24 protein-coding genes, 1 tRNA gene and 3 pseudogenes are annotated in these 22404 nt (G+C 70.5%); 18 read left to right on the top strand and 10 right to left on the bottom strand.

Annotated elements, in window-relative coordinates; genetic code table 11:
- Positions 1 to 321 precede the first annotated feature (321 nt).
- The 4 genes from AB0M16_RS13430 to AB0M16_RS13415 all read left to right on the top strand — a co-directional run bounded on the left by AB0M16_RS13430 (position 322) and on the right by AB0M16_RS13415 (position 3428).
- The gene (locus AB0M16_RS13430; RefSeq protein WP_365342120.1) at positions 322 to 546 is read left to right on the top strand and encodes a hypothetical protein; all 225 of its coding nucleotides are present in this window, start codon (positions 322 to 324) and stop codon (positions 544 to 546) included.
- Positions 543 to 1247: a GntR family transcriptional regulator gene (locus AB0M16_RS13425; protein WP_365342118.1), complete on the top strand. Its 705-nt coding sequence runs from the start codon at positions 543 to 545 to the stop codon at positions 1245 to 1247. The genes AB0M16_RS13430 and AB0M16_RS13425 overlap by 4 nt, the downstream gene beginning before the upstream one ends.
- A complete protein-coding gene (locus AB0M16_RS13420; RefSeq protein ID WP_365342116.1) occupies positions 1244 to 1525 on the top strand; it encodes a hypothetical protein in 282 nt (93 codons plus the stop codon). Before AB0M16_RS13425 ends, AB0M16_RS13420 begins: the two co-directional genes overlap by 4 nt.
- A 166-nt stretch (positions 1526 to 1691) precedes the next feature.
- Positions 1692 to 3428 (top strand): DUF6119 family protein, encoded by a 1737-nt coding sequence (locus AB0M16_RS13415; protein WP_365342114.1) that lies wholly within the window; start codon positions 1692 to 1694, stop codon positions 3426 to 3428.
- Between the two features lie 497 nt (positions 3429 to 3925).
- Here AB0M16_RS13415 and AB0M16_RS13410 read toward each other — a convergent pair whose 3' ends face one another.
- Entirely contained in the window at positions 3926 to 4132 is a 207-nt protein-coding gene (locus tag AB0M16_RS13410) for an e9imm peptide (protein ID WP_365342112.1), read from the bottom strand.
- A gap of 20 nt (positions 4133 to 4152) precedes the next feature.
- On the bottom strand, positions 4153 to 4620 hold the full coding sequence (locus AB0M16_RS13405) for an NUDIX domain-containing protein (protein ID WP_360606504.1): 468 nt from the start codon (positions 4618 to 4620) through the stop codon (positions 4153 to 4155).
- A gap of 18 nt (positions 4621 to 4638) precedes the next feature.
- On the opposite strand from AB0M16_RS13405, the gene AB0M16_RS13400 reads away from it, so the two are divergent.
- From AB0M16_RS13400 to AB0M16_RS13355, 10 genes are all read left to right on the top strand, one after another.
- Complete coding sequence (locus AB0M16_RS13400; protein WP_359721109.1) at positions 4639 to 5418, top strand: GntR family transcriptional regulator; 780 nt, start codon at positions 4639 to 4641, stop codon at positions 5416 to 5418.
- A gap of 138 nt (positions 5419 to 5556) precedes the next feature.
- On the top strand, positions 5557 to 5913 hold the full coding sequence (locus AB0M16_RS13395) for a hypothetical protein (RefSeq protein ID WP_365342109.1): 357 nt from the start codon (positions 5557 to 5559) through the stop codon (positions 5911 to 5913).
- Positions 5914 to 5915: 2 nt separating this feature from the next.
- Entirely contained in the window at positions 5916 to 7271 is a 1356-nt protein-coding gene (locus AB0M16_RS13390) for an FtsK/SpoIIIE domain-containing protein (RefSeq protein ID WP_365342107.1), read from the top strand.
- Between the two features lie 88 nt (positions 7272 to 7359).
- Positions 7360 to 8025, top strand: coding sequence for a DUF2637 domain-containing protein (locus AB0M16_RS13385; RefSeq protein WP_365342105.1), 666 nt, complete (start codon positions 7360 to 7362; stop codon positions 8023 to 8025).
- 17 nt (positions 8026 to 8042) lie between these two features.
- Positions 8043 to 8237, top strand: a complete 195-nt coding sequence (locus tag AB0M16_RS13380) for a mobile element transfer protein (RefSeq protein ID WP_365342103.1) — start codon at positions 8043 to 8045, stop codon at positions 8235 to 8237.
- A gap of 13 nt (positions 8238 to 8250) precedes the next feature.
- Positions 8251 to 8409 carry a hypothetical protein gene (locus AB0M16_RS13375; protein WP_107063396.1) on the top strand — a complete coding sequence of 53 codons (159 nt, stop codon included), beginning with the start codon at positions 8251 to 8253 and terminating at the stop codon, positions 8407 to 8409.
- 44 nt (positions 8410 to 8453) lie between these two features.
- The gene (locus AB0M16_RS13370; RefSeq protein ID WP_365342100.1) at positions 8454 to 8765 is read left to right on the top strand and encodes a SpdD-like protein; all 312 of its coding nucleotides are present in this window, start codon (positions 8454 to 8456) and stop codon (positions 8763 to 8765) included.
- A gap of 90 nt (positions 8766 to 8855) precedes the next feature.
- A complete protein-coding gene (gene repSA, locus AB0M16_RS13365; RefSeq protein ID WP_365342098.1) occupies positions 8856 to 10223 on the top strand; it encodes a replication initiator protein RepSA in 1368 nt (455 codons plus the stop codon).
- Positions 10220 to 10408: a helix-turn-helix domain-containing protein gene (locus AB0M16_RS13360; RefSeq protein ID WP_365342096.1), complete on the top strand. Its 189-nt coding sequence runs from the start codon at positions 10220 to 10222 to the stop codon at positions 10406 to 10408. Before repSA ends, AB0M16_RS13360 begins: the two co-directional genes overlap by 4 nt.
- Positions 10408 to 11559, top strand: a complete 1152-nt coding sequence (locus AB0M16_RS13355) for a tyrosine-type recombinase/integrase (protein WP_365342094.1) — start codon at positions 10408 to 10410, stop codon at positions 11557 to 11559. Before AB0M16_RS13360 ends, AB0M16_RS13355 begins: the two co-directional genes overlap by 1 nt.
- A gap of 72 nt (positions 11560 to 11631) precedes the next feature.
- On the opposite strand, the gene AB0M16_RS13350 is transcribed toward AB0M16_RS13355, so the two are convergent.
- Positions 11632 to 11706: transfer RNA gene (locus AB0M16_RS13350), tRNA-Val, on the bottom strand.
- Between the two features lie 169 nt (positions 11707 to 11875).
- Here AB0M16_RS13350 and AB0M16_RS13345 point away from each other — a divergent pair.
- Positions 11876 to 13231: a hypothetical protein gene (locus AB0M16_RS13345; RefSeq protein WP_365342092.1), complete on the top strand. Its 1356-nt coding sequence runs from the start codon at positions 11876 to 11878 to the stop codon at positions 13229 to 13231.
- 9 nt (positions 13232 to 13240) lie between these two features.
- The gene (locus AB0M16_RS13340; RefSeq protein WP_365342090.1) at positions 13241 to 13459 is read left to right on the top strand and encodes a zinc ribbon domain-containing protein; all 219 of its coding nucleotides are present in this window, start codon (positions 13241 to 13243) and stop codon (positions 13457 to 13459) included.
- A gap of 286 nt (positions 13460 to 13745) precedes the next feature.
- On the opposite strand, the pseudogene AB0M16_RS13335 reads toward AB0M16_RS13340, so the two are convergent.
- Together AB0M16_RS13335 and AB0M16_RS13330 are read right to left on the bottom strand one after the other, a co-directional pair.
- A pseudogene (locus tag AB0M16_RS13335) lies at positions 13746 to 14370 on the bottom strand (response regulator transcription factor); the annotation flags it as partial.
- Positions 14370 to 14534 (bottom strand): annotated as a pseudogene (locus AB0M16_RS13330) (sensor histidine kinase); the annotation flags it as partial. The pseudogenes AB0M16_RS13335 and AB0M16_RS13330, both read right to left, overlap by 1 nt.
- A gap of 7 nt (positions 14535 to 14541) precedes the next feature.
- On the opposite strand from AB0M16_RS13330, the pseudogene AB0M16_RS13325 reads away from it, so the two are divergent.
- Positions 14542 to 14825: pseudogene (locus AB0M16_RS13325) on the top strand (DedA family protein); the annotation flags it as partial.
- Here the strand turns inward: AB0M16_RS13325 and AB0M16_RS13320 are convergent.
- From AB0M16_RS13320 to AB0M16_RS13310, 3 genes are read right to left on the bottom strand one after another with little or no spacing between them, the layout of a single operon-like run.
- Positions 14788 to 15660, bottom strand: a complete 873-nt coding sequence (locus AB0M16_RS13320) for an HAD family hydrolase (protein ID WP_365342088.1) — start codon at positions 15658 to 15660, stop codon at positions 14788 to 14790. The pseudogene AB0M16_RS13325 and the gene AB0M16_RS13320 overlap by 38 nt on opposite strands.
- Positions 15657 to 18107 carry a phosphoribosyltransferase gene (locus tag AB0M16_RS13315; protein ID WP_365342086.1) on the bottom strand — a complete coding sequence of 817 codons (2451 nt, stop codon included), beginning with the start codon at positions 18105 to 18107 and terminating at the stop codon, positions 15657 to 15659. Before AB0M16_RS13315 ends, AB0M16_RS13320 begins: the two co-directional genes overlap by 4 nt.
- Positions 18108 to 18125: 18 nt before the next feature.
- Positions 18126 to 19328 carry an HpcH/HpaI aldolase/citrate lyase family protein gene (locus tag AB0M16_RS13310; protein ID WP_365342084.1) on the bottom strand — a complete coding sequence of 401 codons (1203 nt, stop codon included), beginning with the start codon at positions 19326 to 19328 and terminating at the stop codon, positions 18126 to 18128.
- A gap of 154 nt (positions 19329 to 19482) precedes the next feature.
- Between AB0M16_RS13310 and AB0M16_RS13305 the strand changes: the two genes are divergently transcribed.
- Positions 19483 to 20364: a TerD family protein gene (locus AB0M16_RS13305; protein WP_365342082.1), complete on the top strand. Its 882-nt coding sequence runs from the start codon at positions 19483 to 19485 to the stop codon at positions 20362 to 20364.
- 12 nt (positions 20365 to 20376) lie between these two features.
- On the opposite strand, the gene AB0M16_RS13300 is transcribed toward AB0M16_RS13305, so the two are convergent.
- Both AB0M16_RS13300 and AB0M16_RS13295 read right to left on the bottom strand, forming a co-directional pair.
- A complete protein-coding gene (locus AB0M16_RS13300; protein ID WP_365342080.1) occupies positions 20377 to 21111 on the bottom strand; it encodes a Tellurium resistance in 735 nt (244 codons plus the stop codon).
- Positions 21112 to 21234: 123 nt separating this feature from the next.
- On the bottom strand, positions 21235 to 22380 hold the full coding sequence (locus AB0M16_RS13295; protein ID WP_365342078.1) for a DUF475 domain-containing protein: 1146 nt from the start codon (positions 22378 to 22380) through the stop codon (positions 21235 to 21237).
- Positions 22381 to 22404 lie beyond the last annotated feature (24 nt).

The raw sequence follows: 22404 nt of genomic DNA, 5'->3' as shown, positions 1-22404 counted from the left end.
CCGCCCGAACCGCCCACCCTCACAAGCCCTTACGACGTACCACTCCACTGGGGCGGACCATCGGCCACGGCGCCAACACGCCCTGCGTCAGTCGGTACGCCCCCACCATCAAGCGCCCCCACCTCACCCAGGCGGAGACGGCCTGATGCCCCACACGAAGCCCACCCCGTACCGCTCGTCCCGGTGCCAGATCGGCACCCACCACGAGTGCGCCCACTCCTCCCCGGTAACGGCGCCTGTCGACATCCCGGTGATCTACGAGGCGTGCGCCTGTCCCTGCCACATGCCGGCGACCGCCCCGCCTCACTCGGAGGCAACGGCATGAAGTCCTGGGCCCCGGCCGGCGCCGTGGTCGCGCCTATCGAGATCACCTCGATCAGCGTCCAGCGAGGCGACGTCATCCAGATCGGCGGCATGCCCTGCCGAGTGGCCGACCTCCGCCAACTCCCCCTCGGAGCCAAGCGCCTCCTCTTCGAAACGGGCGAGCAACTGACCATGCACCCCCGCACCCGCCTGGTCGCCCTCCGAGTCCAGAAAAGGTGGTGACTACGACCTTGCCGACCCTCCGCGACAGCATCGCCGAAGACCTCCGAAACCAGATCACCACCGGCCACCTCAAGCCCGGAGACCGCCTCCCCTCGGAACCCAAACTGGCCACCCACTACAAGGTCAGCACCCCGACCATCCGCCAGGCACTCGCCCTCCTCCAGGCGGAAGGGCTCGTCGAGAAGACCCACGGCAAGGGCAACTTCGTCCGCACTCCGCTACGCCGCATCACCTATACAGGCGGCGCCGGCATACCGTTCGCCCCCGACCTCCAGACCACCATCCGCACGACCAACATTCGGGCCCGCGGCTACATCAGAACCCTCTTGAAAGTCCCGTCCAACACTCCCCTGACGGAGTTCCACTGCACCACCTACGAGGGCGAGACTCCCCGAAGCGTGGCCCGCATCTACATCCCCCGCGACCTGGCCCCGGCCGCACAACTCGCCTCGTCCTCCTGGCCCGGCGGTCGAGACGCGGACCGTTCGAAAACCCAGGAGACGGTCACCGCCCGCCTCCCCACCCCGGATGAGGCAACCGCCCTCCGCATCAGCCCCACGCGGACGGTCCTCACCATCACGCGCATCGCCCTCAACTCCACCGGCCGCGTACTCGAAGCCGCGCTCCTGGCCCTCCCCAGCGACGCCGCAGACGCGGTATTCACCACCCATCCGACCCTCAAGGAGGAGACGGACAGATGACCTCCCGTGACGAACTGCGACTCCTCCCGTGGTCCGGCCCTGACGGCAAACCGTGCTTCCTGAGCACCGACGACGACAGCAGTCGCCTGTCTCGCCTGGCCGACACCCTCGAGACGACCTACCTGGACCAGGCCGCCGAGGTACTGGACCACGCCATCGAATTGCTGAGCCTTCCGGAGTCTGACCCGGTGGACCTCCGTGCGGCGTCCGCAGACCTCACGGAAGCCCTGGGTCAGGTGCTACGCGTTGCGGAGAGCCGCGGCCGGCGCCTCCCATAGACGGGATCTTCAACCGCCCCAACAAGGCCATCCCGCCTCGAAGCGACAAGGGGCACAGGGCCCCGCATGCACGACCATGAAGCCCCCGGCATCTCTGCCGGGGGCTTCTCTGACACGGCGGTCGAGGCGAACTTTCCCCTACTCGCGCCATCTTCCCCTAACCGGCATGCTGGTGGTAAAACCATCTAACCCCACCAAAGGAGGCAAGGTGTCAGGCTCGCCAAAGTTGCGGTTCAACTGCTTCCTTTTGCGAGAGGGCCTCACATCATTCCAAGAGGCCCTACGCACTCCGTACAGGGAATTCGGGATTTCCGAACTAACAGAGGTACCTGCCGCCGCCAACGCACCCGAGGGCTGTCGGGCCTTCCTGGGGACGAAATCTGACAATGTTCCCCCGTGGGCCCGCTCGCTTACTCCCATCTTCCCTGACCTCGAAGCGGTTACGAGCATCTCTCACCGGCTCGTAATATTCCTGCCTGTCAAGGAGAGAGTATTTGCCGTATGTTTCGGATACGGTAGCTCGACCCTGGAATGGTCGTGGATCGAGCCCAACTTCGGCCTGCGTTTCGCGGCGAGGTCTTACGACACCGACGCCTTGAATGAGATCCGCAGCCGCCGCATCGACCCCTCAGCTCGAACTCAATCCGTCTCGATTCCAAACCGAACTGGATTGCGAGATTTTGACGTTGAACTGGATGGAGAATTCGTCAGGCGAATGGTGGGGGAGCTAGACGAGGGCCTAGATTTCCCGGATCTAGGGGCAGTCGTCGCAACAGACTCTGTCGCCTTCAAGGTAGAGACCGACCTTAACAAGGTTCACGATATTCTGCAACGCATGCTGACGAGCGTCGACAACTCGGAAATAAAGGGGGACCTTCAATTCATCGATGCCCTTGAGCCTTTGAGGTCGAATTCCGACCTGACCGAAGAGCTTGAAAGATTGTTGGTTCGAGAGCTTTTCCAGGAGCGCGCATCCGCGCGAAGTAGGCCACGCGATGAGGATGTGGCCAGCCTGGACCCGTACATTCTATCGTTTGCCCCGCCAGACGATCTGACAATTGAAAACGTACACGAGATTCGCCTCAAGAGGGGTGACGAACTCGGATCCCTCTATGACATGAGTACGACATCGCTAATCCAAGCACTAGCCGACTTCCGTGGCTCCTTTGGGCGAACAGCCCTTAAGGAGATCAAGGTGACTGCCGTTGACTCAGAAGGTAACCCGGCAAGCCAATCGACACCCCTGAAGAATTGGCTCATCTTTGAGGCCGGATCAGATGACAGACGATACCTATTGACCCTAGGGAAGTGGTTCGCCCTTGCCGAAGATTACGCCAAGCAGCTCGACGAGGACATCTCCAAACTTGATGACGTAACAGATCTGCTCGACCTTGGAGTTTGGACCATAGGGCTGAATTCAGAGGGTAAGAAATACGAGGAGAAGGATTTCAATAAGGCGGCGGCCGATGGGCGCGGAGACATTGTATGCCTGGATAGAGACACGATCGCATCGGCTGGTGGCGAAATCGAGGCATGCGACTTGCTGCACTCTGACGGGTATTTGATACATGTAAAGAAATATACAGACAGCCAAACCCTCAGCCACTTGTTCTCTCAGGGTTACGTAGCAGCGCAGGTCCTAACGGAAGACCAGGACTATCGCCTTGAATTCATCGAAAAAGTCAGGGCCCTTAATCCCGCCATGGAGGAGGTGGCGCGAAAGGCGCCCACCAGAGTCACTTATGCAATTGCAGTCAAAGGGAATCGTGACATATCCCGGAGTCTGCCGACCTTCAGCAAGGTAAACCTGCGAGGGTTCGCTCGAAAGCTACAGAGGATGCAGGTATACCCGTCGTTGGCCCGAGTGCAGATGGTTGAGCAAGATGACCTGTCGACTACCTAACTACCTAGGAACAAAAGCGCGTGGTCCCGTCTTCTGCCCCAGCACACCTGGCACCACCTGACTTTGCTGTCATCCCGTCTGCCGTCGACCCACACGGAGTGATAGCGGGGCAGGCTTCTGGGGCCCAGGTGGAGCGCCCTGCTGGACGAACGACCTGGGCCCCAGAAGCCTGGTCTGCTATGGCTTGCCTGGGTCGGCGGCAGACGGGATGACAGCTTCCCACCCGAACCGCGAACCGGTCGGCAGTCGCAGGACGGGCCCTGGTCATCCCGGAGTCGGAGCGCCCCCGCCGGAGGCATCGTCTTGAGCCGCACTCGCGTACGGCCTCGGCCGCGTCGTGGTTCGTCGCCCATCAACCCGAGCTGTCAGGCGTGCGGCCGGCGGTCGGGCTGGAGCGGGGCGGAGACAGGAGCGCAGGCCCGGGCGACGGGCCGCGCGCGCCGCGCCGTGCGCGGCGGGTGCCTTGATGAAGTAGGGAAACTCTTACCGCGCTGGCCTCAGAGGGCGATCGGCCTGTAGGCCATGGCTCGGTCGACGACCTTCTCCGGGGTCGGGTTGGGGTCGGAGCTCCAGAAGACGTAGTCGCTGATGTGGGGCCAGGCCAGGCCCTGTTGCAGCGTGGTCAGGATCTCGGAGGACTGGTCCTCGGGTGTCTCCGGGTTCATCAGGCGTTCGACCAGGAGGATCGCTTCTTCGCGGGGCATTCGCCGCGGTGGCTGTGTGGTCACTGCTGGGTGATCAGGTGGCGGCCGTCGTGGCTGCGGACGTGGGGGCCCTTGTCGTCCAAGGCGTCGAGGAGGCGGATTGCGTAGACCTCGGTCATGCGGGCGGTGATCTCTTCCGGGGTGAGCCATTCGACCGCGGTCGACTCGGCGGAGGTTCGTTCCTCGCCGCCGGCGGGCTTGCAGCGGAAGACCAGGGCGACGACACCTCGGGTGGTGTTCTTGTAGACGCCGGTCAGCTCTTCTACCTCTACCCGGATGCCGGTCTCCTCCCAGACCTCGCGGGTCACGCCGGCTTCGGGGGACTCCGTGAGTTCGAGGACGCCGCCCGGGAGTTCCCAGGTGCCGTTGTCGGCTCGGCGGATCGCCAGGAGGCGGCCGTCTTCGCGTACGACTGCGCCCGCGACGGACACGGAGTGCAGTGGCGTTGACGTCGTCTTCTGGGCGCTGTTACTCATGTACAGGAGCATAGGAGAGTGAAGAGGACTATGGGTACGACTGCAGGGGGTGGCAGGGCGGTACCCCGGTACGTCCAGATCGCCGACGAGATCGTGGAGCAGATCCGGGCCGGCGTTCTCAAGCCTGGCGACCTGGTGCCGAGCGAGTCCGAGCTTGTCGAGCGGTACGGCGTCGCCGGCGGGACCATTCGGAAGGCCATGGTCGAGGTGCGGGCCAGTGGGCTCGTGGAGACGCGGCACGGGAAGGGGTCGATCGTGAAGGACCGGCCGCCTGTGCGGCTGCGGTCGTCGGATCGGTTCCGGGCGTCCCATCGGCGGGGCGGGAAGGCTGCCTATCTGGCCGAGTCGGCCCAGTCCGGGGCCACCGCGAAGGTGAGCGTGCTGTTCATCGGGCCCATGGAGGCTTCCGAGGAGATCGCCGAGCGGCTCGGGGTCGAGCCCGGGGCTCAGGTGCTGGCCCGGCGGCGGTTGTACTTCCGGAACGGGACGCCCGTCGAGACCGCCTCGTCGTACCTGCCGTGGGACGTCGTGAAGGACATCCCCGAGCTGTTCTCCGAGAACCCCGGGCCCGGGGGGATCTACGCCCGGCTTGAGGACGACGGGCACGTCTTCGAGGAGTTCGTGGAGACGCTCCAGGCCCGGCCGGCGTCCAAGGCCGAAGCGTCCGAGCTGGCGTTGAGTCCTGGTGCTCCTGTCGTTCACCTGCTGCGGAACGCCGTCACCAAGACCGGGCGGGTGGTCGAGGTCTGCGACACCCTCATGGCCGCTGACCAGTTCGTCTTCGAGTACCGGATCCCCGCCGCCGACTGACACGCGGTCAACTCCTCCCAACCCGCTTGGACTTCTTCGTCCAGGCGGGTTGACTCATGTATAGGAGTGGTGCACTCTTCTTCATGTCACTCATGTACATGAGTGGAGGAGTTCAAGACTTCTAGAGGAGTGATCTTCGTGCGTCAGATTCCCGTCGACACCTCCGCCGCCACCGTGATGGTGGCCCAGCCCCCGCAGCCCAAGGTGAAGGACCGCCGTACCGGCGAGCGCGCCATGGACGCCGAGACCGGGGCCGCGCTGTCGACCGTGGACGTCATGTTCGCGGCCAACGGCGAGGTGGAGATCCTGAGCGTGACCGTCCCGGAGACCGGTGTCTCCGCCGGCCTGACCATGGGGACCCCCGTGGCGATCACGGGGCTCGTCGCCCGGCCGTGGGAGAGCGAGTTCAACGGGCAGCGGCGGCACGGCATCGCCTTCCGAGCCGTGGCCGTCACCTCGCTCGCCGCCGGCGCCTCGATGCCGAAGGCCGCCTGATCATGCGATGGTTGATCGCCGCCGTGGTGCTGGTCGCCGTCCTCGCGGGCCTCCTGCGGTGGCGGCGGCCCGCCTGGTACTGGCTCTCCTTCGGCGTCACGTTCGCCACGTGCCGACTCCTCGGCCGGTACCGGGCGGTCATGGACGCCTGCGGGCTCACCGTTCCGCCGCCCCGCTGGCGTCTCGCCATCGCCCGGATGGCGAACCGGCCCGTCCCCGAACCGCGGGCGCCGCGCATCCTGCGGCTCCGGCCCACCCGTACCGGGCTCGTCTTACGGCTGGGGCTCCGGCCCGGACAGGACGCCTTCGACGTGGCGGCCTCGTGCGACCGGCTCCGGCACTCGTTCGGGATGTTCGGGGTCACCTCGCGGGAGATCCGCTCCGGCGTGGTCGAACTGCGGATGACCGGGTACGACGTGCTCCGGCGGGTTCAGATGCCGGCGCGGGCCGAACGCTCGACCACGCGGGTGCCGGTCGCCCTCCGTGAGGACGGAGACGTCCACTACCGCGACTACCGGACCACGCCGCACGCCCTCACCATCGGTGCCACCAAGTCGGGGAAGTCGGTGTACCAGCGGAATCTGGTTGCCGAACTCGCCGCTCAGGAAGTCGCCTTGGTGGGGATCGACTGCAAGCAGGGGGTGGAGCTGTTCCCTCTGGCTCGGCGGTTCTCCGCGCTGGCCGACAACCCCGACACCGCCGCCGACCTGTTCGATGCCCTCATCTCGCACATGGAGGACGTCTACCAACTCATCCGCGCCGAACAGCGCATCACCGCCGACACCCCGGACGCCGACATCGCCGCCGACATCTGGGACCTCCCCGACCACCTCCGCCCCGTTCCCATCGTCCTCCTCGTGGACGAGGTCGCCGAACTCGCGCTCTTCGCCACGAAGGACGAGGAGAAGCGGCGCGATCGGATCATCACCGCCCTCGCCCGGCTCGCCCAACTCGGCCGTGCCGCCGGCATCTACCTGGAGATCTGCGGGCAGCGCTTCGGCTCCGAACTCGGCAAGGGCATCACCATGCTCCGCGCCCAGCTCAGCGTCCGTACCGTCCACCGCGTCAACGACGAGACCAGCGCCAACATGGCCTTCGGCGACATCGCGCCGGACGCCGTCCTCGCCACCGTCCAGATCCCCGTCTCCGCTCCCGGCCTCGCCATCACCGGCGACGCGTCGGGCGGCTGGTCCCGCATCCGGTCACCCCACACCTCGCTCCGCGCCGCCGTGGACGCCTGCAACAAGCACGCCCACCTGACCCCGGACCTGCCCGCTCTGGACGCGTTCCGGCCGGTCTTCGCCTCGCCCGCCGTGCCCGTGGCCATTCCGTCCCCGGCTGCCCCGGCGACTCCCTGAGGCTTCCCGCGCTCCTGGCCGACGCGGCCTCCTCGCGCCACGTCCCTACCCCCGCCAGGCCCGAAACGCCCACCAAGGAGGTTCCGTCATGACCAGCAAGCTCCGCGTCGACGCCGTGCTGGTCCAAGCCCTGATCGCAGGTGCGCTGTCCTTCGCCCACCTGCACGACCTGGCCGCCGCTGCCGGACAGGCCGGATGGAAGGCGTGGGCCTACCCCGTCTCCGTCGACCTCCTCCTGGTCGCCGCCTGGCGCCGGCTCCGCGCGGACGGCTCGTCCCGCCTCGCCTGGTGCTGGTTCCTGGTCTCGCTCTTCGCTTCGCTCGGCGCCAACGTCGCCACCGCCGGCTTCCTCGACCTCGCCGACCCGCCCGCCTGGCTGCGCTTCGGCGTCGCCGGGTGGCCTGCGGTCGCCTTCCTCGGGGGAACGCTCCTCGCCCACTCCACGCCTGCTCCGACCCCTGCCCCGGCCGTCGAGCCGGAACCTACGAAGCCGGAGTACGTACCCGAGCCGGAGGACAGCGGGGACGCCGGGCCCGCGACTGAGGCGGAGAGCGAGCCGGTCGACGTACCCGCCCTTCCGGCCCCTGAGCCCGCCCCGGCTCCCGCCGTCCCGGCGGCGCTCGTCGAGCACGCCCGCAAGGTAGCCGCCGACCACCACGCCCGTACCGGCGCCCCCATCGACACCGACACTCTCCGCGCCCGCCTCGGCGTCCCCGCGCCCATGGCCCGCGCCATCGCCTCCCAACTCGCCTGAACCGGAAGGAGAACGGCATGTCCGCCCGCGACCACTTCCACTCCCTGATGCGCATCGGCCCCGTGCAGATCGGCACCCACCGCGACCGCCACGGACGCACCAAGTACGCGGCCGTCTGCACCGCCGATCGCTGCGGCTGGTCCGCCGACTACTCCAGCTCCTCGGCCGCCCAGCTCGCCGCCCGCACCCACCGCTGCCGCCTCACCGACTGAACGGAGACCGACCGTGGACGTCCCGCTCTGGTTCACCCTCCTCGTCGTCGGCGCCCTCGGCATCAAGCTGATCCGCCCGCCCTGGTGGCTCGTCGCTGTGCTCCTTCTCGGCGGCTTCCTCCTCGCCGACAGCCTCCTGGCGCCCGTCATCGACGCCGCCGTCTCGGAGTGACCCGACCCGTACGGATCCGACCCGCCCGGAAAGGAGAACCACCCATGCTCCGCCCCAAGATCCCCACCATGCCGACCCCGGTCGGCGTCACCGCGCCGCCCGCCGTCGTCCAGCCGACCGCCGTGGAGCCCGCGCCGCAGACCATGGCCCCGGTCGTCCCGACCACCCGGCCCGCCGTCCAGCTCACCCCCGGCAGCGTCCTCGCCGTCGTCGGCGCCGGCACCGCTGTGGTCCTGGTCGTCGGCACGGTCCTGGTCTCGATGCTGCTCGCGACCGCCGTCACCGCCGCCTCGGTCGCCGTCTGCGCCGTCGTCGTCCGCTCGCTGCTCACGTCCCCGAACAAGCGCCGCCGCTGACCGGCCCCCGGGCGGCCTCGATACCGCCAAGCATCCGCCGCCCGGGAGCCGTACCCCTCGCCGATCTCTCGACCGGAAGGAAGAGCCATCATGGCCCAGCCCAACGCCGCGACCGCGGCGGGCCTGGACCCGGCCACCCTGCACGACATCCTCCGCGTGGCCGCGGACCCCGACTTCGACCGTTGGAAGGACCAGGTGCACCGCACCGGCGGCTGCTCCGACCCCGTCCACCTCACCGGCTGGTCCCTCGCCAAGGACCGGACGTCCGGCGAGACCCTCCGCCGGTATTCGACGGAGGCCGAGCCCGGCGGGCGCCTCCGCGTCGCCTGCGGCAACCGCCGGGCCTCCCGCTGCCCCTCCTGCGCGCACACGTACGCCGGGGACACGTACCACCTGATCCGCGCCGGCCTCGCCGGTGACGAGACCAAGGACATCCCCGCGACCGTCCGCGACCACCCTCGCGTGTTCGCGACGCTCACCGCCCCGTCCTTCGGCCCCGTTCACAACCGACCCGACCGGGGCGCCTGCCGCTGCGGCGTCCGGCACCGGGACGACGACCCCGCCCTGGGGACGGCCCTCGCCCCCGACTCGTACGACTACGCTGGCGCCGTCCTCTTCAACAACCACGCCGGACAGCTCTGGCAGCGCTTCACCAACCGCCTCCGCCGTGAACTGGCCGCCCGCGCCGGCCTCACGCAGCGCGCGATGAAGGACGTCCTACGGGTCTCGTACGGGAAGGTCGCCGAGTTCCAGAAGCGCGGCGCCATCCACTTCCACGCCGTCATCCGGCTCGACGGACCGGACGGGCCCGGCAGCGCCCCGCCCTCCTGGGCCACCGTGCCGCTGCTGGACGATGCCATTCGGGCCGCCGCCGTCCACGCGTACACCACCATCACTGTCCCGGCCGCCGGGGACCAGCCGCGCCGGCGGTTCCAGTGGGGACGACAGCTCGACGTCCGTCCGGTCAAGGCGTTCGGGGACGGCTCCGACATCACCGAACAGGCCGTGGCCGCGTACGTCGCCAAGTACGCCACCAAGGCCGCCGAGACCACCGGCAGCCTCGACCGCCGGATCGGCAACCGGGAGGTGCTCGACCTCCTCGACGTCCCCGACCACCCCCGCCGCCTCATCGAAGCCTGCCTGGACCTGGCCCCGCTCTACCCGGACCGCAAGCTCACCGCCTGGGCTCACATGCTCGGCTTCCGCGGTCACTTCTCCACCAAGTCCCGCCGCTACTCGACCACCCTCGGCGCCCTCCGCCAGATCCGCGCCGACTACCGCACCGCCCAGGAAGAGCACACCGACCCGGACACCGTGCTCGTCCTCGCCTCCTGGCAGTACGCGGGCCACGGCCACTCCCCCGGCGAGGCCGCCCTCGCCGCCACCATCGCCCGGGACATCCACCTCAACCGCCAGACCGCACGAGAAGCACTCCGCCTGGAAGGAGCCGCCGCATGACCACCGCCACCGCCGAACTCCTCACCGTCCCGGAGGTCATGGAGCGGCTCAAGCTCGGCCGCTCGACCGTCTACGACCTCATCCGGTCCCGCCGCCTGATCTCGATCACAGTCGGCCGATCGCGCCGCGTCCCCCTCGACGCCGTCCGGGACTTCATCGACCACCAGATCGAGGAGGCCGCCTGATGGCCACCCAGCGCAAGCGCAACCCCAACGGGGCCGGCACCATCACCCAGCGGTCCGACGGCCGCTATCAGGCTGCCGTCTACGTCCTCCAGCCCGACGGCACGCGGGCCCGGAAGTTCGCCTACGGCAAGACCTGGGCCGAGTGCGACGCCAAGCGCCGCGCTCTCCTCGACAAGGTCGACAACGGCATTCCCGTCCCGACCCGTTCGATGAAGCTCTCCGAGTGGCTGCCGTACTGGCTCGACAACATCGTCAAGCCTCACCTCAAGAAGACCACCGCCGCCAAGTACGACGTGCATGTCCGCCTGTACCTCATCCCGATGATCGGCTCCAAACGGCTGGAGTCGCTCAGCGTCGCCGATGTTCGACGGTTCCTCGTCGCCTTGGAGAAGAAGACCAGCGCTGCCACGGCGAAGGAGTCGCACCGTGTCCTGCGGACGGCCCTGACCGCCGCCTGCCGCGAGGAACTCGTCACGCGGAACGTAGCCACGCTCGTCGCGCCGCCGAAGGTACCGGAACGGGACCTCTCGCCCTGGTCCCTGGACGAGACGCTCGACTTCCTCGCCGCCGCCCGGAAGGACCCGCTGTACGCCGCCTTCGTCCTCGCCATCGCCCTCGGCTTCCGCCGCGGGGAGGTCGTCGGCCTCCGCTGGGAGAACGTCGACCTCGACAAGCGAGAGATCCGGGTCAGGACGCAGCGGCAGCGGGTCGCCGGTGAGGTGTACGAGGACGATCCCAAGGGGCGCCGGCGCAAGCAGACGCTTCCCCTTCCCGCGATCTGCGTCGCTCCCTTGCGGTGGCAGCGTCTCAAGCAGGCCGCCGCCCGTGAGCGTGCCGGGGAGAAGTGGACGGAGACCGGGTACGTCTTCACCACGCGCACCGGCCAGCCCATCGAGCCGCGCAACCTCTACCGCTCGTTCACTCGCGTCGCCAAGAACGCCGGTCTCCGCGTCGTCCGGCTACACGACGCCCGGCACGGTACGGCGACCCTCCTGACCGCCGCCGGCGTCCCGCCCCGGGTCGTGATGGAGATCCTCGGGCACAGCCAGATCGCCGTCACGATGAACGTCTACGCGCACGTCGTCCAGGACACCCAGCGCGAGGCCGTGAGCCACCTGGACCGGCTGCTCAGGAGGCGCCCCCGGTCGTGATCGACCGCCTCCGTTGATGTCAGAAGTGGATGTCAAAGGCCCCGGACCATGATCGGTCCGGGGCCTCTGCACTGGTGGGCGCGGACGGTTTCGAACCGCCGACATCTGCTTTGTAAGAGCAGCGCTCTACCCCTGAGCTACGCACCCGTGGAAGGAAGCAACAGCGTACATGGCCGACGGGTGGGTCCCGCAAACCAGTACCGGGGTGTAGTGGGGCGGCTGCGGGGTGAACTGATGGGGCCGTGTCTTCGTCCTTGGCTGGTGGGAGAATGAAGCGGACCGGGCAGGGCGGCGGACACAGCACGGGAGAGGGAACGTGGCGGCGACCGAGGACAGGGGTGGGACGGCGCCCGGGATCACCGGCACGCTGCGGTTGGCGCTCGCGTTGCCGCTGCTCGTCGGAGCGCTGTTGCCGCAGGCCTTCGCCGGGGGCGGGACCCGGCGGTGGTTCGGGGGGCGGGACGAGAGTCGGCGGGCCGAGGCGCAGGCGGCCAAGGATGCTGCCGCTGCCGCGTTCTACGAGCTCGACACCGCTCAGCGCGGGCTGGTGATCTCCATCGAGACGATCACCGCCGTGGACGACTCCGCCGACGCCCGCCGCGCCGTCGAGGGCTTCGCGGCGCTCGGGCGGCGGATCGACGAGGTCAGTCACACCTACATCACCGCTGTCGACGCCCACGACCTCGACCGCGTCGAGCTGGACGCCGCCACCGCCGGTCGGGCCCGCGCCGAGTTGGAGCGGGCCAAGGACGAGCTCGTACGGGTCAAGGGGGAGCTCGACCGCTTCGAGCAGGGGCTCGCGCCGCTGCTCGGCCGGGCCGAGAGCCAGCTGGCGCGGCTCGCGCCCGCCGTCGAGCGGGCGCGGCAGGCGCTCCGGGCCGCGAGCGGTGCTCTCGACGCCGCCCGCGAGGCGGGGCTTCGGGCCGACGATCTCGCCGGCCGGCTCGCCGCGCTCGGGCCCGAGCTGACCAGGCTCAACGAAGGGGCCGGGCGGCACGGCGTGAGCGAGACGCTGCAGCGGGCCGACACCGTCGTGCGCGAGGCCGAGGGGGTGCGGGCCGAGGCCGAGCGCCTGCCCGAGCGGGCCGCCGAGATCGACAAGCGACTCGTCTCCCTCCGTACCCGGGCCGAGGCCCTCGCCACCCGCGCCGGGGGCGTCGAGCCCGTCCTGTCCGAGCTGCGCCGCCGCTTCTCCGCCGCCTGCTGGCAGGACCTGCAGCACGTGCCCGAGCAGGCCGCCACCGCCGCCCGGCAGGCCGAGGAGCGGCTCGCCGAGGCCGCGAAGGCGCGCGCCGAGCAGCGCTGGCCGGACGCGACCTCCCTGCTCGCCACCGCCCGCGCCCTGCTCAACACCGCCGACGAGGGCGTCTCCGCGGCCGGCGAGCGGCTGCGCCGCCTCAACGCCGTCGCCAAGGACCCCCAGGCCGAGATCGACCACACCCGTTTCGTCGTACGCGACGCCCAGCGGCTGGCGATGGCCGGGCGCAACACGCCCGAGCCGCGGCACGCGCGTCCCCTCGACGAGGCAGTTGCCCGGCTCGACCGGGCCGTCGGCTCGCTCGACAGCGGCCGCCACCCCGACTACTGGGCCTTCCTCACCGAGCTGGAGGCCGTCCGCGCGACCGCCGGCCAGGTCGTCGAACGGATTCGTGAGGAGCGGGGCAAGCCGTAACCTGTGCCCATGCCTCGTTACGAGTACCGCTGCCGGACCTGCGACGACACCTTCGAGCTGAGCCGGCCCATGGCCGAGTCCGGCGATCCCGCCGTCTGCCCCGCCGGGCACGACGACACCGTCAAGATGCTCTCCGCCGTCGCCGTGGCCGTCGGTGGTGGCGCCGCCGCGCCGGCCGGTCCCTCCTCCGGTGGTGGTGGCTGCTGCGGCGGAGGGTGCTGCGGCTAGGAGCGTCAGGCCGCCAACAAGGGCGGGCTCTCCGCCCGGCCGGCCCTGATCCGCCGGACGGGCTCCAGCAGGCAGGACCGCGCATGCCGAGCGCCGCGCCCGCTCGGGCGGCTCGCGCGGCGCGGACAGCGCCGGGCGGCGCCGACAGCGCCGGGCGGCGCCGACAGCGCCGGGCGGCGCCGACAGCGCCGGGCGGCGCGGACAGCGCCGGGCGGCGCGGACAGCGCCGGGCGGCGCGGACAGCGCCGGGCGGCGCGGACGGCGCCGGGCGGCGAGACATGCCTTGGCTGTCCAGGTATCTCAGTACTGCCAGCACCCTCTTGCTGCAGCCCTCGCTCCGGCCCGTGAGCTCCAGCTTGTCGAAGGTCGCGTTGACGTGCTTCTCCACCGCGCTCGGCGACACGTGCAGCTGCCGCGCCAGGGAGGCGTTCGTGTCGCCCTCGGCCATCGCCGCGAGGGCCTGCGTCTCCCTCGGCGTCAGCCGGGCCAGGGGGTCGGTGTGGGGGGAGCGGGCCAGGAGGCGGCGGACGACCTCGGGGTCGAAGGCGGTGCGGCCCTGGCCCACCCGGTCCAGGGCGTCCAGGAAGTCGTCGACCTGGGCCACTCGGTCCTTCAGGAGCTAGCCCACGCCGCCTCCGGTGCCGTCGGTCGGCAGCTCCGTCGCGTAGCGCTTCTCCCCGTACTGCGAGAGCACCAGAACGCCGACCTGCGGTCTCCGGGGCGGCGCGCAGGCCCTCGTCGGTGTGGGTGGGCGGCATGCGGACGTCGGCGACGACGACGTCCGGCGGGTCGGGCGCGACGGCCGCGAGGAGTTCGACGGCGGTGCCCACGGCGGCGCGCACCTCGTGGCCCTCCTCGGCGAGGAGCCGTACGAGTCCCTCGCGCAGCAGGGTGGAGTCCTCGGCGAGCATCACGCGCACGGCAGCTCCGCCCCGATGACGGTCGGTCCGCCCGTCGGGCTGTCGACCGTGAAGCGTCCGTCCAGCGCGGCGACCCGGCTCGCGAGCCCGGCCAGGCCGCTGCCCGCGGCGGCGTCCGCGCCGCCCACCCCGTCGTCCCGTACCCGTACGTCCAACTCCCCGTTGTTGCCGGTCTTCCGCAGCCTGACTCGGTGCCGGCCGGGGTCGAGCGGATGCCGCTGCCGGTCTTCCTGGCCCTGACGACCGTGGGCAGCGCGCTGGGGAACACCGCCTTCGTCCTCGCCGGGTACGTGCTCGGCGAGAACGGGGAGCAGGTCACCGACTACGTGTCGGTCTACTCGAAGGCGGTGCTCGTCACGGCGCTCGCGGCGGGTGCGTGCGGTGTGGCCGTCCGGGTCGTGCGGGCGGTCAGGCCGGGTCCGGGAGCGCGGCGGGGGCGCCGTTGATCCGCGGCACCGTGTGCTCCCGGGCGGCTGCCCGGAAGCGGCGCACGATCTCCTCGCCCGCGGCCACGCCCCGCTCGGCCAGCGCCTCCACGTGCGGCGCGGTCCACGCGGTGTCGGCGAGCTCGCCGTGGCCCGGGCGCCAGCCCCGGTCGGCGGCGAGCAGCAGGTCGGCGTCGAGGAGCGAGTCGCCGGCGGCGAGGGTGAGGCCGGCGCCGGTGCGGCGGGCGACCTCGCGGACGGCCGCGCTCTTGGTGAGCGGCTTCGGCACGGCGTACACCTTGCGGCCCTGCAGCGAGACGGTCCAGCCGCGCTCCCCCGCCCACTCGGTGAACCGCTCCAGCCAGTCCTGCGGCATCCGCTCGCGCTCGACGACGAGATAGGCGAACAGGTCCTCGGCGACCCGGTGCTTGCGCACCCAGGACAGGTCGGTGGTGGCGGTGAAGTAGGCGCGGATCTCGGCGAGCGGGGCGCACGCGTCGGCGACCCGGCGGAGGACCCCCGCGTGCCAGTCGGGGTCGGAGACGCCGTCGACGAGGATGTGCCCGCCGTTGGCGCAGATCGCGTACGCGGGGGTGGTGTCGCCGAGCAGCCGGATGCGCTGGTACTGCTTGCGGGTGCGGGTGGTGGTCGGCACGAAGACGGTCTCGGCGGCGAGTTCGCGGAGCTGGGCGGCGGCCTGCTCGGTCAGGTACGAGAGCGGCTTGGACTCGTGGACCTCGACGCACAGCAGCCGGGGCGCCTGTGGGTCGGGCATGCCGAGTGCGAGGGCGGCCGTGGAGTAGATGAGCGTGCGGTCGAGGTCGCTGGCGACGAGGACGGTGCGGTCGGCGGTCACTGGGACACCACCGCCCTGCCGTCGGCGCCGGTCGCTCCGCGTGTGTACTGGGGGTGGATCAACCCGACGCAGCTGTAGGGCAGTTCGTCGACCTCCTCGACCGGTACGCCGCGCTGCTCGGCGAGCAGCCGTACGTGCGCCAGGTCGGCGCCCGCGCCGCGCTTGGCGAGGATCTTCCAGGGCACGCGGCGGAGGAGCACGCGGGTGGTCTCGCCGACGCCCGGCTTGACCAGGTTGACGTCGTTGATGCCGTACGTGGTGCTGATCCGCTCGACGGCCGCCCAGCCCTCCCAGGTGGGGGTGCGGTCGGCGGCGAGCAGCTCCTTGACGTCGGCGTCGACGGCGCCGGCGACCTCGTCGAAGCGGGCGGCGACGGCGTCGAGGAAGGCGCCGGACACGTCGGCGCCGGCCAGCTCCCGGTAGAACTTGGCGCCGTGGAAGTCGTGCGGGCCGACCAGGTCGGAGCGCAGGACGGTGCGCGAGATCAGGCCGGAGACGGTGGAGTTGAGGCAGGCGGAGGGGATGAGGAAGTCCTCGCGGGTGCCGTAGGTGCGGACGCAGGAGCCGGGGTCGGCCAGGACCGCGATCTCGGGCGAGAAGCCCGGGAAGTCGCGGAGGGCGTCGGCGAGTTCGCGGGTGATGGCGCCCTTGCCGGTCCAGCCGTCGACGAACACCACGTCGGACGGCTCGTGGTGCTCGGCGAGCCAGCGCAGCGCGTTGGTGTCGATGCCGCGGCCTCGGACGATGGAGACGGCGTAGTGCGGGAGCTCCAGGCCGTGCCGGTGCCGCGCCCAGCGCCGCATCAGCACGCCGACGGGGGTGCCGGCGCGGGCGAGCGACACCAGGACGGGCCGCGGGGAGCGCTCGGCGAGCACGGTCTCGGTGACGGTGCCGACGGCGCGGGCGATCCGGGCGGCGGAGCCGTCGAGGGCGGTGCGGAACAGCTCCTGGTAGCGCGCGTCGGGCTGGTACTCGACGGGCAGCGACTCGGCGTAGTGCGCGCCGCCGCTCTGGATGGCCTCCTCGCGCTCCTCGGTCGGGGCCTCGAGCTCGACGTCCGAGAGGTCCTGGAGCAGCCAGCCGACCTCCTCTGGCGCGTACGAGGAGAAGGCTGGGCCGCGGAGGGGCTCGGGCAGCATGGAGCTCCTTTCGGGAGCTTCGGGGGCCTGGGGTACGTAGGAGGGGACGACGGCGAGCACGACGTGCGGTATGTGCGCGGCGAGCTGGGCGAGGAGTCCGTCCGGCGCGTGCAGTTCCGGGGTGTCGGCGACGGAGTCGACGACGGCGACGACCGCGTCGAAGCCGCCGCCGGCGACGTTGTAGGCGTACCGCTCGCCGGGGCCGTCGGCGGGCTCGTCGTGGGCGGGGAAGACGAGCCGGGTCCTTATGGCGTACCCGGGGTCGTCGACGGCGAGGACGGGCGAGCGGGTGGTGGTGGAGTACCGGACGTCGACGCCGGACCGCTCCAGCTCGCCGGCGAGCCGCAGCGGGGCGTACATGAGCTCCTCGAAGCCGAGGACGAGGACGCGGGGAGCGGCGGGGCCGACGGCCGCTGAGGCTCGCCCGGGCGCGTGCCCGAGGGCCTCGCCGACGCGGGCGGCCATCGCGGGCAGCGCGGCCTCCAGGCGGGCCCGGTCGTCGGGACCGAAGCCGTGGCGGCCGCCGTCGGGGAGCTCGGCCGGCCAGCCGAGGTCGACCCGGACCGGGGCCCGGCGCGGGGCCCGGGGCCAGGGGACGGCCGGGGCCGCCGCCTCCTGTCGTGCCACGAGCTCCTGCCCCTTGGCCAGGACGCCCTCGGGCAGGCCGACGGTACCGGCCGCCAGGGTGATCAGGTCGACGCGGGCGCCGAGCTCGTCGGCGAAGGCGGTGAGGCGGGCGCGGTCGGCGGGGCCGCGCATGTCGACGAGGGCGACGACCACGTACCGCTCGCGCGGGTGGCGTTCGTGGAGGTCGCGGATGGTGTTGAGGACGGTGTTGCCGGTGGAGAACTCGTCGTCGACGAGGACCAGCGGACCGTCGCCGGCGAGCAGCTTCGGGTCCTCGGGCAGGAGCAGGTGGGAGGTGGCGTGGGAGTGCGACTCCTCGAAGCCGCCGGCCGTGGCGACGCCGGCGACCGGGCGCCGGGTGGAGTGCAGGTACGGGGCCAGGGCGAGGCCGTCGGCGACGCTGTGGCCGAGGCCGGTGGCGGTCTCGGCGTAGCCGAGGACGACGGCCCGGGCCGCCTCCTCGTCGCCGAGCAGCCGCCGTACCCGTACCCCCAGGTCATGCCCTGCCTCCCGCACCACCGAGGGGCGCTGCGGGACGTGCTTGCCCAGCACGTTGGAGACGAGCAGGTGGGCGCGCTTGGGGTTGCGGCGCAGTGCGAGGCCCAGCAGGTCGGGCAGCGCCTCGTCGCCGATCAGTTCGACGCCCAGTCGCTCCGCGACCCAGGTTCCGGTCCACACCACGTCGTTGTCGTCCCTTCGTCAGCTGTCGGGCCGGCCGGCCGTGAGGGCGGCGAGTCCGGTGGTGAGCAGCTCCACGAAGCCGACGTCCTCGCGGGCGACGCCGAAGACCTCGGCGCGCCGCAGGGTTCGTTCGGCCCAGGCGCGGTGCGGCTTCACTTCGTTCATTTTGTTCGTATAAGCGGATCGGAGCACGCCGCCGCCGTCGCGTTCCGGCCGCAGGATGTCCTGGGCGTCGCTGTACTCCTCATGGCTGACCACGGAGAGTGCGTGCACCGGCAGCACGTGGGTGGGGTGGATGCAGGTCTTGCCGAGGAGCCCGTTGGCGCGGTCGAGCTCGATCTCGCGGAGCAGTCCGTCGAGGTCGTGCTCGATGAGGGCGGTGCGCAGGTCCTCGGCGCGGCCCTCCAGGAAGGGGCTGCGGCGCAGCTGCGGCTTGAACATGCGCTCACCGGGCCGGAAGTACTCCCACACGGGTCCGGTGATGGTGAAGCCGGTGCCGTCGGAGCGGCCGAGGACGTTGACGACGTCGCCGATGACGGCGGCGACGATCTGGACGTCGTAGGCGGTCATGTCGGGCGAGCGGCGCAGGCCGTAGTTGGAGCAGAAGTCGGTGACGCCGAGACGGACGGCGAGGATGCGTTCGCGGTACTTCTCGGTGAGGGAGGCGATGCCGGCCAGGGTCTCGGCCCGGGTCTCCAGGTGGAGCAGCTCGGGGGACTCCAGGACCGGCATGGCGAAGAGCCGCCGGCCGCAGGTCCGCTCGGCGACGGTGAGGGCTTCGAGGAAGGGCCGGCCGCGGGTCGCGGTGAACTTGGGCAGAACGAATCCGGACAGCAGCCGTACCGTTTCGCCGAGCCGGGCGACCAGGTCGGTGATCTGCTGCGGCTCGCGGACGCGGATGAAGAGCAGGGGCAGCTCGGCGGCCTCGTCGCCGGGGGCCCGCGCCGAGAGGTCGGCGAACTGGGCGACCAGGTTGGCCTCGCCCGCCTCCACCTCGGCGTCACTGATGGAGTCCTCCAGGCAGAGCACCATGGAGACGACTCCGCGCGCGGCCTGTTTGCGCACGGCGTCGGCGAGCCGGGGCCGGGTGGCCGGGCTGTAGAGCGTGGCCCCGAGGGCCACGGCGAGCGTGCGCGCGTCGGAGTCGGCCGTGAAGGCGGCCGGCTCCTGGTGGAACAGCCCGGTCCGCACAGCGGCCGGGATGTGCCCGAAATGACGCATGTATCTCCCCCGACTGGCCTGGACGGCGCTGACGACATGTGGCCGGTAATAGTACGTAGGTAAGGGTGTCCGTAGTTCCCCGCGGACGTGAAGTTCAGGTAACTCGTCCGCTTCCGGCCCCCCGCGTTGTCCGGAAGGCGGCCGGGCAGGGAAGATGACCGACATGACGCACGCGATGCTGAAGGGCTCCAACGTCCCTCTCGACACCGCGGCCGTACGGGCCGTGCTCCGCTGGACTCCGGGACCCGGGGTGCCCGACGTGGACGCCTCGGCCCTGCTGGTCGGCCCGGACGGGCGCGTGCGGTCCGACGAGGACTTCGTCTTCTACAACCAGCCACGGCACCCCTCGGGTCTGGTCCGCCATCTGGCGAAGCAGCGCGGCCCGGAGGGGCTGACGGACACGGTGGAGGCCGACCTGGGCCGGCTGGACGCCGCGGTCGACCAGGTGGTGATCGCCGCGTCCTCGGACGGCGGCACCTTCCGTTCCGTCTCCGACCTGCGGATCCTGCTGTACGACGCGGCCGCGGGCGCGGCGGACCGGGAGCCGCTCGCGGTCTTCGACGTGTCTGCGGAGACCGGCGAGGAGACGGCGATCATCTGCGGCGAGCTGTACCGGCGCGGGGACGGCTGGAAGTTCCGTGCGGTCGGCCAGGGCTATCCGACCGGTCTGATCGGGCTCGCCACGGACTTCGGGGTGTCCGTCGACGACGGGGCGGCGGAGGGCGGCCCGGAGGAGGCTTCCGCGGCGCCCTCGGCTCCCTCGGCTCCCTCGGCTCCCGCGCACGATCCGGACGCGACGATGGTCCAGCCACAGCCGCCCACCCCGCTTCCGGCCGATCCGCGGCCGTCCCCAGGGTCCGGGGCGCCCGCCACGCCGCCGTCGGCCGTGCCCGCGCAGCCCACGTCCGCCCCGGCGCCCGCGTACGGCTATCCGCAGCCCGCCGGTGCCCCGGTGCCCGCCCCCGCGTACGGCTACCCGCACGCGGCGCGCGAGTTCCGGATGCCGCCGATGGGGCCGCAGTTCCTCGGGCGCTGACGCGGCGGCCGGTCAGGTCTTGGACTTGTAGCCGCGGCCCCACTGCAGCCCCCAGCCGTACAGCCGGTCCAGCTCGGCCTGGAAGCCGTACACGAACCGCACCTCGCGGCGGACGACGAGCTCGTTCTTCACGTTCTCGACGGTGAACACCGCGCAGGAGCGGGCCTGCGGGGCACGCTCGTCCAGCTCGATCTCGATCCGCGGGCCGTTGCTCGGGTAGAGCGTGACCTTGGCGTGGGTGCGGTCGAAGGCCGGGGTCTGGTCGTAGATGTAGACGAAGAAGAGCAGCCGCTTGATCTCGTCCCGGTGGTCCAGGTTGACGAAGATCGTCTCGCCGGAGGGCGCGCCGAACCGGTCGTCGCCACTGAGGCGTACGTACGGGGCCTCGTTCAGCTCGCCGAGGAAGCCGCCGAGCGGCTGCACCACGCCCTTGCTGCCGTCGGCCAGCTCGTAGAGGCAGCCGAGGTCGAGGTCGACGTTCACCACGCCCTGGGTGTGGGCCTGGACCTCCTCGGGCTTGAAGAGCTTGAGGGGGTGGCGCAGCAGGCTGGTGGACCGGCGGGGGCCCTCGATGTCGGAGGTCCGCATCCGCCAGGAGAGGTTGACCCGGAGGTTTCCGGTGGCGGCGCCCTGTTTGGACAGGGAGACGCTGGGGCGGCGCTTCGTCAGGTCGATCGAGTTCGACGCGGCACTTCCCGAGTCGAACGGCTCTCCCCTGCCCGGAAAGAGATTTTCCAGGAAGCCCATGGCTCCGCACCCCCCACTTGTCCCCACCGTCACGGTCGCGCGCGCTTCACCCCCGTCACGCGCCGCGGGGCGGCCGGGTGCTCCGGCCGCCCCGCAGTGAAGCGTTCCTCATTGTCGGTGCTGTCACACCCCGGACGTCACCTCGGTCTTGTCCGAGGCGTCAGCTTTTCCCTCGGCCGCCGCGAGCCTGCGGTTGCGGCGGACGGAGGACCAGAAGGACCAGGCGATGAGCGCGACGCCGATGCCGCCGGTGACGATCTCGGGGATCTCGTACTGGATGGTGATCATGAGGACCACGGCCAGGGCGCCGATGGCGTAATGGGCGCCGTGCTCCAGGTAGACGTAGTCGTCGAGCGTGCCCTGGCGGACCAGGTAGACGGTCAGCGAACGCACGTACATGGCACCGACGCCGAGGCCGAGGGCCATGAGGACGATGTCGTTGGTGATGGCGAAGGCGCCGATGACTCCGTCGAAGGAGAAGGAGGCGTCGAGGACCTCCAGGTAGAGGAACATGAAGAAGGCGGCCTTGCCGGCGAGCTGGACTGCCGAAACCTTCTTGCCGGAGCGCGCGGCCTCTTCCTCGGCCTCGTGCTCGCGCTCCTCTTCCTCCTCCAGCTTGTTCTCGAAGTAACCGGAGAGGCCGCCGACGACGAGGTACGTGATGAGGCCGGCGATGCCGGAGATCAGCACCGTCTGCGCCTTGTCGACGTGGGCGCCGCCGTGCTGGTGGGCCTGCGTCGCGAAGGTCATCGAGGCGATCAGCAGGAAGATCAGCGCGATGCAGACCGACAGCATGTCGACCTTGCCGAGCTTGGCCAGGGGGCGCTCGATCCAGCGCAGCCACTGGATGTCACGGTCCTCGAAGATGAAGTCGAGGAAGATCATCAGCAGGAACATGCCACCGAAGGCGGCGATCGACGGGTGCGCGTCGGTGACCAGTTCCTGGTACTTGTCGGGGTTGTTGAACGCCAGGTCGACGGCGTCGATCGGGCCGATCTTGGCACTGATCGCGACGATCACGACGGGGAAGACGAGCCGCATACCGAAGACGGCGATGAGCACACCGATCGTGAGGAAGATCTTCTGCCAGAAGGCATTCATCTTCTTCAGGATTCCGGCGTTGACCACCGCGTTGTCGAACGAGAGCGAGATCTCGAGGATGCAGAGGATCGCGACGACCCCGAAAGCCTCCCACCCCCCGTAGAGCACCGCGGCGACCAGGCCGAGGGCGGTGATCGCGAACGACCAGCCGAAGGTTTTCAGAACCACTGTCTACCCCATCGTGATATTTAC

Source organism: Streptomyces sp. NPDC051921 (genome assembly GCF_040680975.1).
Lineage (GTDB): Bacteria > Actinomycetota > Actinomycetes > Streptomycetales > Streptomycetaceae > Streptomyces.
The sequence above is the reverse complement of the archived record's forward strand: the minus strand, read 5'-3'. Positions and strand labels throughout refer to the sequence as shown.

Coding starts and splice junctions, on each gene's coding strand:
- AB0M16_RS13415 (WP_365342114.1), top strand. CDS start 1,692: ATGCTGGTGGTAAAACCATCTAACCCCACCAAAGGAGGCAAGGTGTCA.
- AB0M16_RS13390 (WP_365342107.1), top strand. CDS start 5,916: ATGCGATGGTTGATCGCCGCCGTGGTGCTGGTCGCCGTCCTCGCGGGC.
- AB0M16_RS13360 (WP_365342096.1), top strand. CDS start 10,220: ATGACCACCGCCACCGCCGAACTCCTCACCGTCCCGGAGGTCATGGAG.
- AB0M16_RS13355 (WP_365342094.1), top strand. CDS start 10,408: ATGGCCACCCAGCGCAAGCGCAACCCCAACGGGGCCGGCACCATCACC.
- repSA (WP_365342098.1), top strand. CDS start 8,856: ATGGCCCAGCCCAACGCCGCGACCGCGGCGGGCCTGGACCCGGCCACC.
- AB0M16_RS13305 (WP_365342082.1), top strand. CDS start 19,483: ATGACCGACATGACGCACGCGATGCTGAAGGGCTCCAACGTCCCTCTC.
- AB0M16_RS13400 (WP_359721109.1), top strand. CDS start 4,639: ATGGGTACGACTGCAGGGGGTGGCAGGGCGGTACCCCGGTACGTCCAG.
- AB0M16_RS13370 (WP_365342100.1), top strand. CDS start 8,454: ATGCTCCGCCCCAAGATCCCCACCATGCCGACCCCGGTCGGCGTCACC.
- AB0M16_RS13405 (WP_360606504.1), bottom strand. CDS start 4,620: ATGCTCCTGTACATGAGTAACAGCGCCCAGAAGACGACGTCAACGCCA.
- AB0M16_RS13340 (WP_365342090.1), top strand. CDS start 13,241: ATGCCTCGTTACGAGTACCGCTGCCGGACCTGCGACGACACCTTCGAG.
- AB0M16_RS13380 (WP_365342103.1), top strand. CDS start 8,043: ATGTCCGCCCGCGACCACTTCCACTCCCTGATGCGCATCGGCCCCGTG.
- AB0M16_RS13300 (WP_365342080.1), bottom strand. CDS start 21,111: ATGGGCTTCCTGGAAAATCTCTTTCCGGGCAGGGGAGAGCCGTTCGAC.
- AB0M16_RS13410 (WP_365342112.1), bottom strand. CDS start 4,132: ATGCCCCGCGAAGAAGCGATCCTCCTGGTCGAACGCCTGATGAACCCG.
- AB0M16_RS13310 (WP_365342084.1), bottom strand. CDS start 19,328: ATGCGTCATTTCGGGCACATCCCGGCCGCTGTGCGGACCGGGCTGTTC.
- AB0M16_RS13420 (WP_365342116.1), top strand. CDS start 1,244: ATGACCTCCCGTGACGAACTGCGACTCCTCCCGTGGTCCGGCCCTGAC.
- AB0M16_RS13385 (WP_365342105.1), top strand. CDS start 7,360: ATGACCAGCAAGCTCCGCGTCGACGCCGTGCTGGTCCAAGCCCTGATC.
- AB0M16_RS13430 (WP_365342120.1), top strand. CDS start 322: ATGAAGTCCTGGGCCCCGGCCGGCGCCGTGGTCGCGCCTATCGAGATC.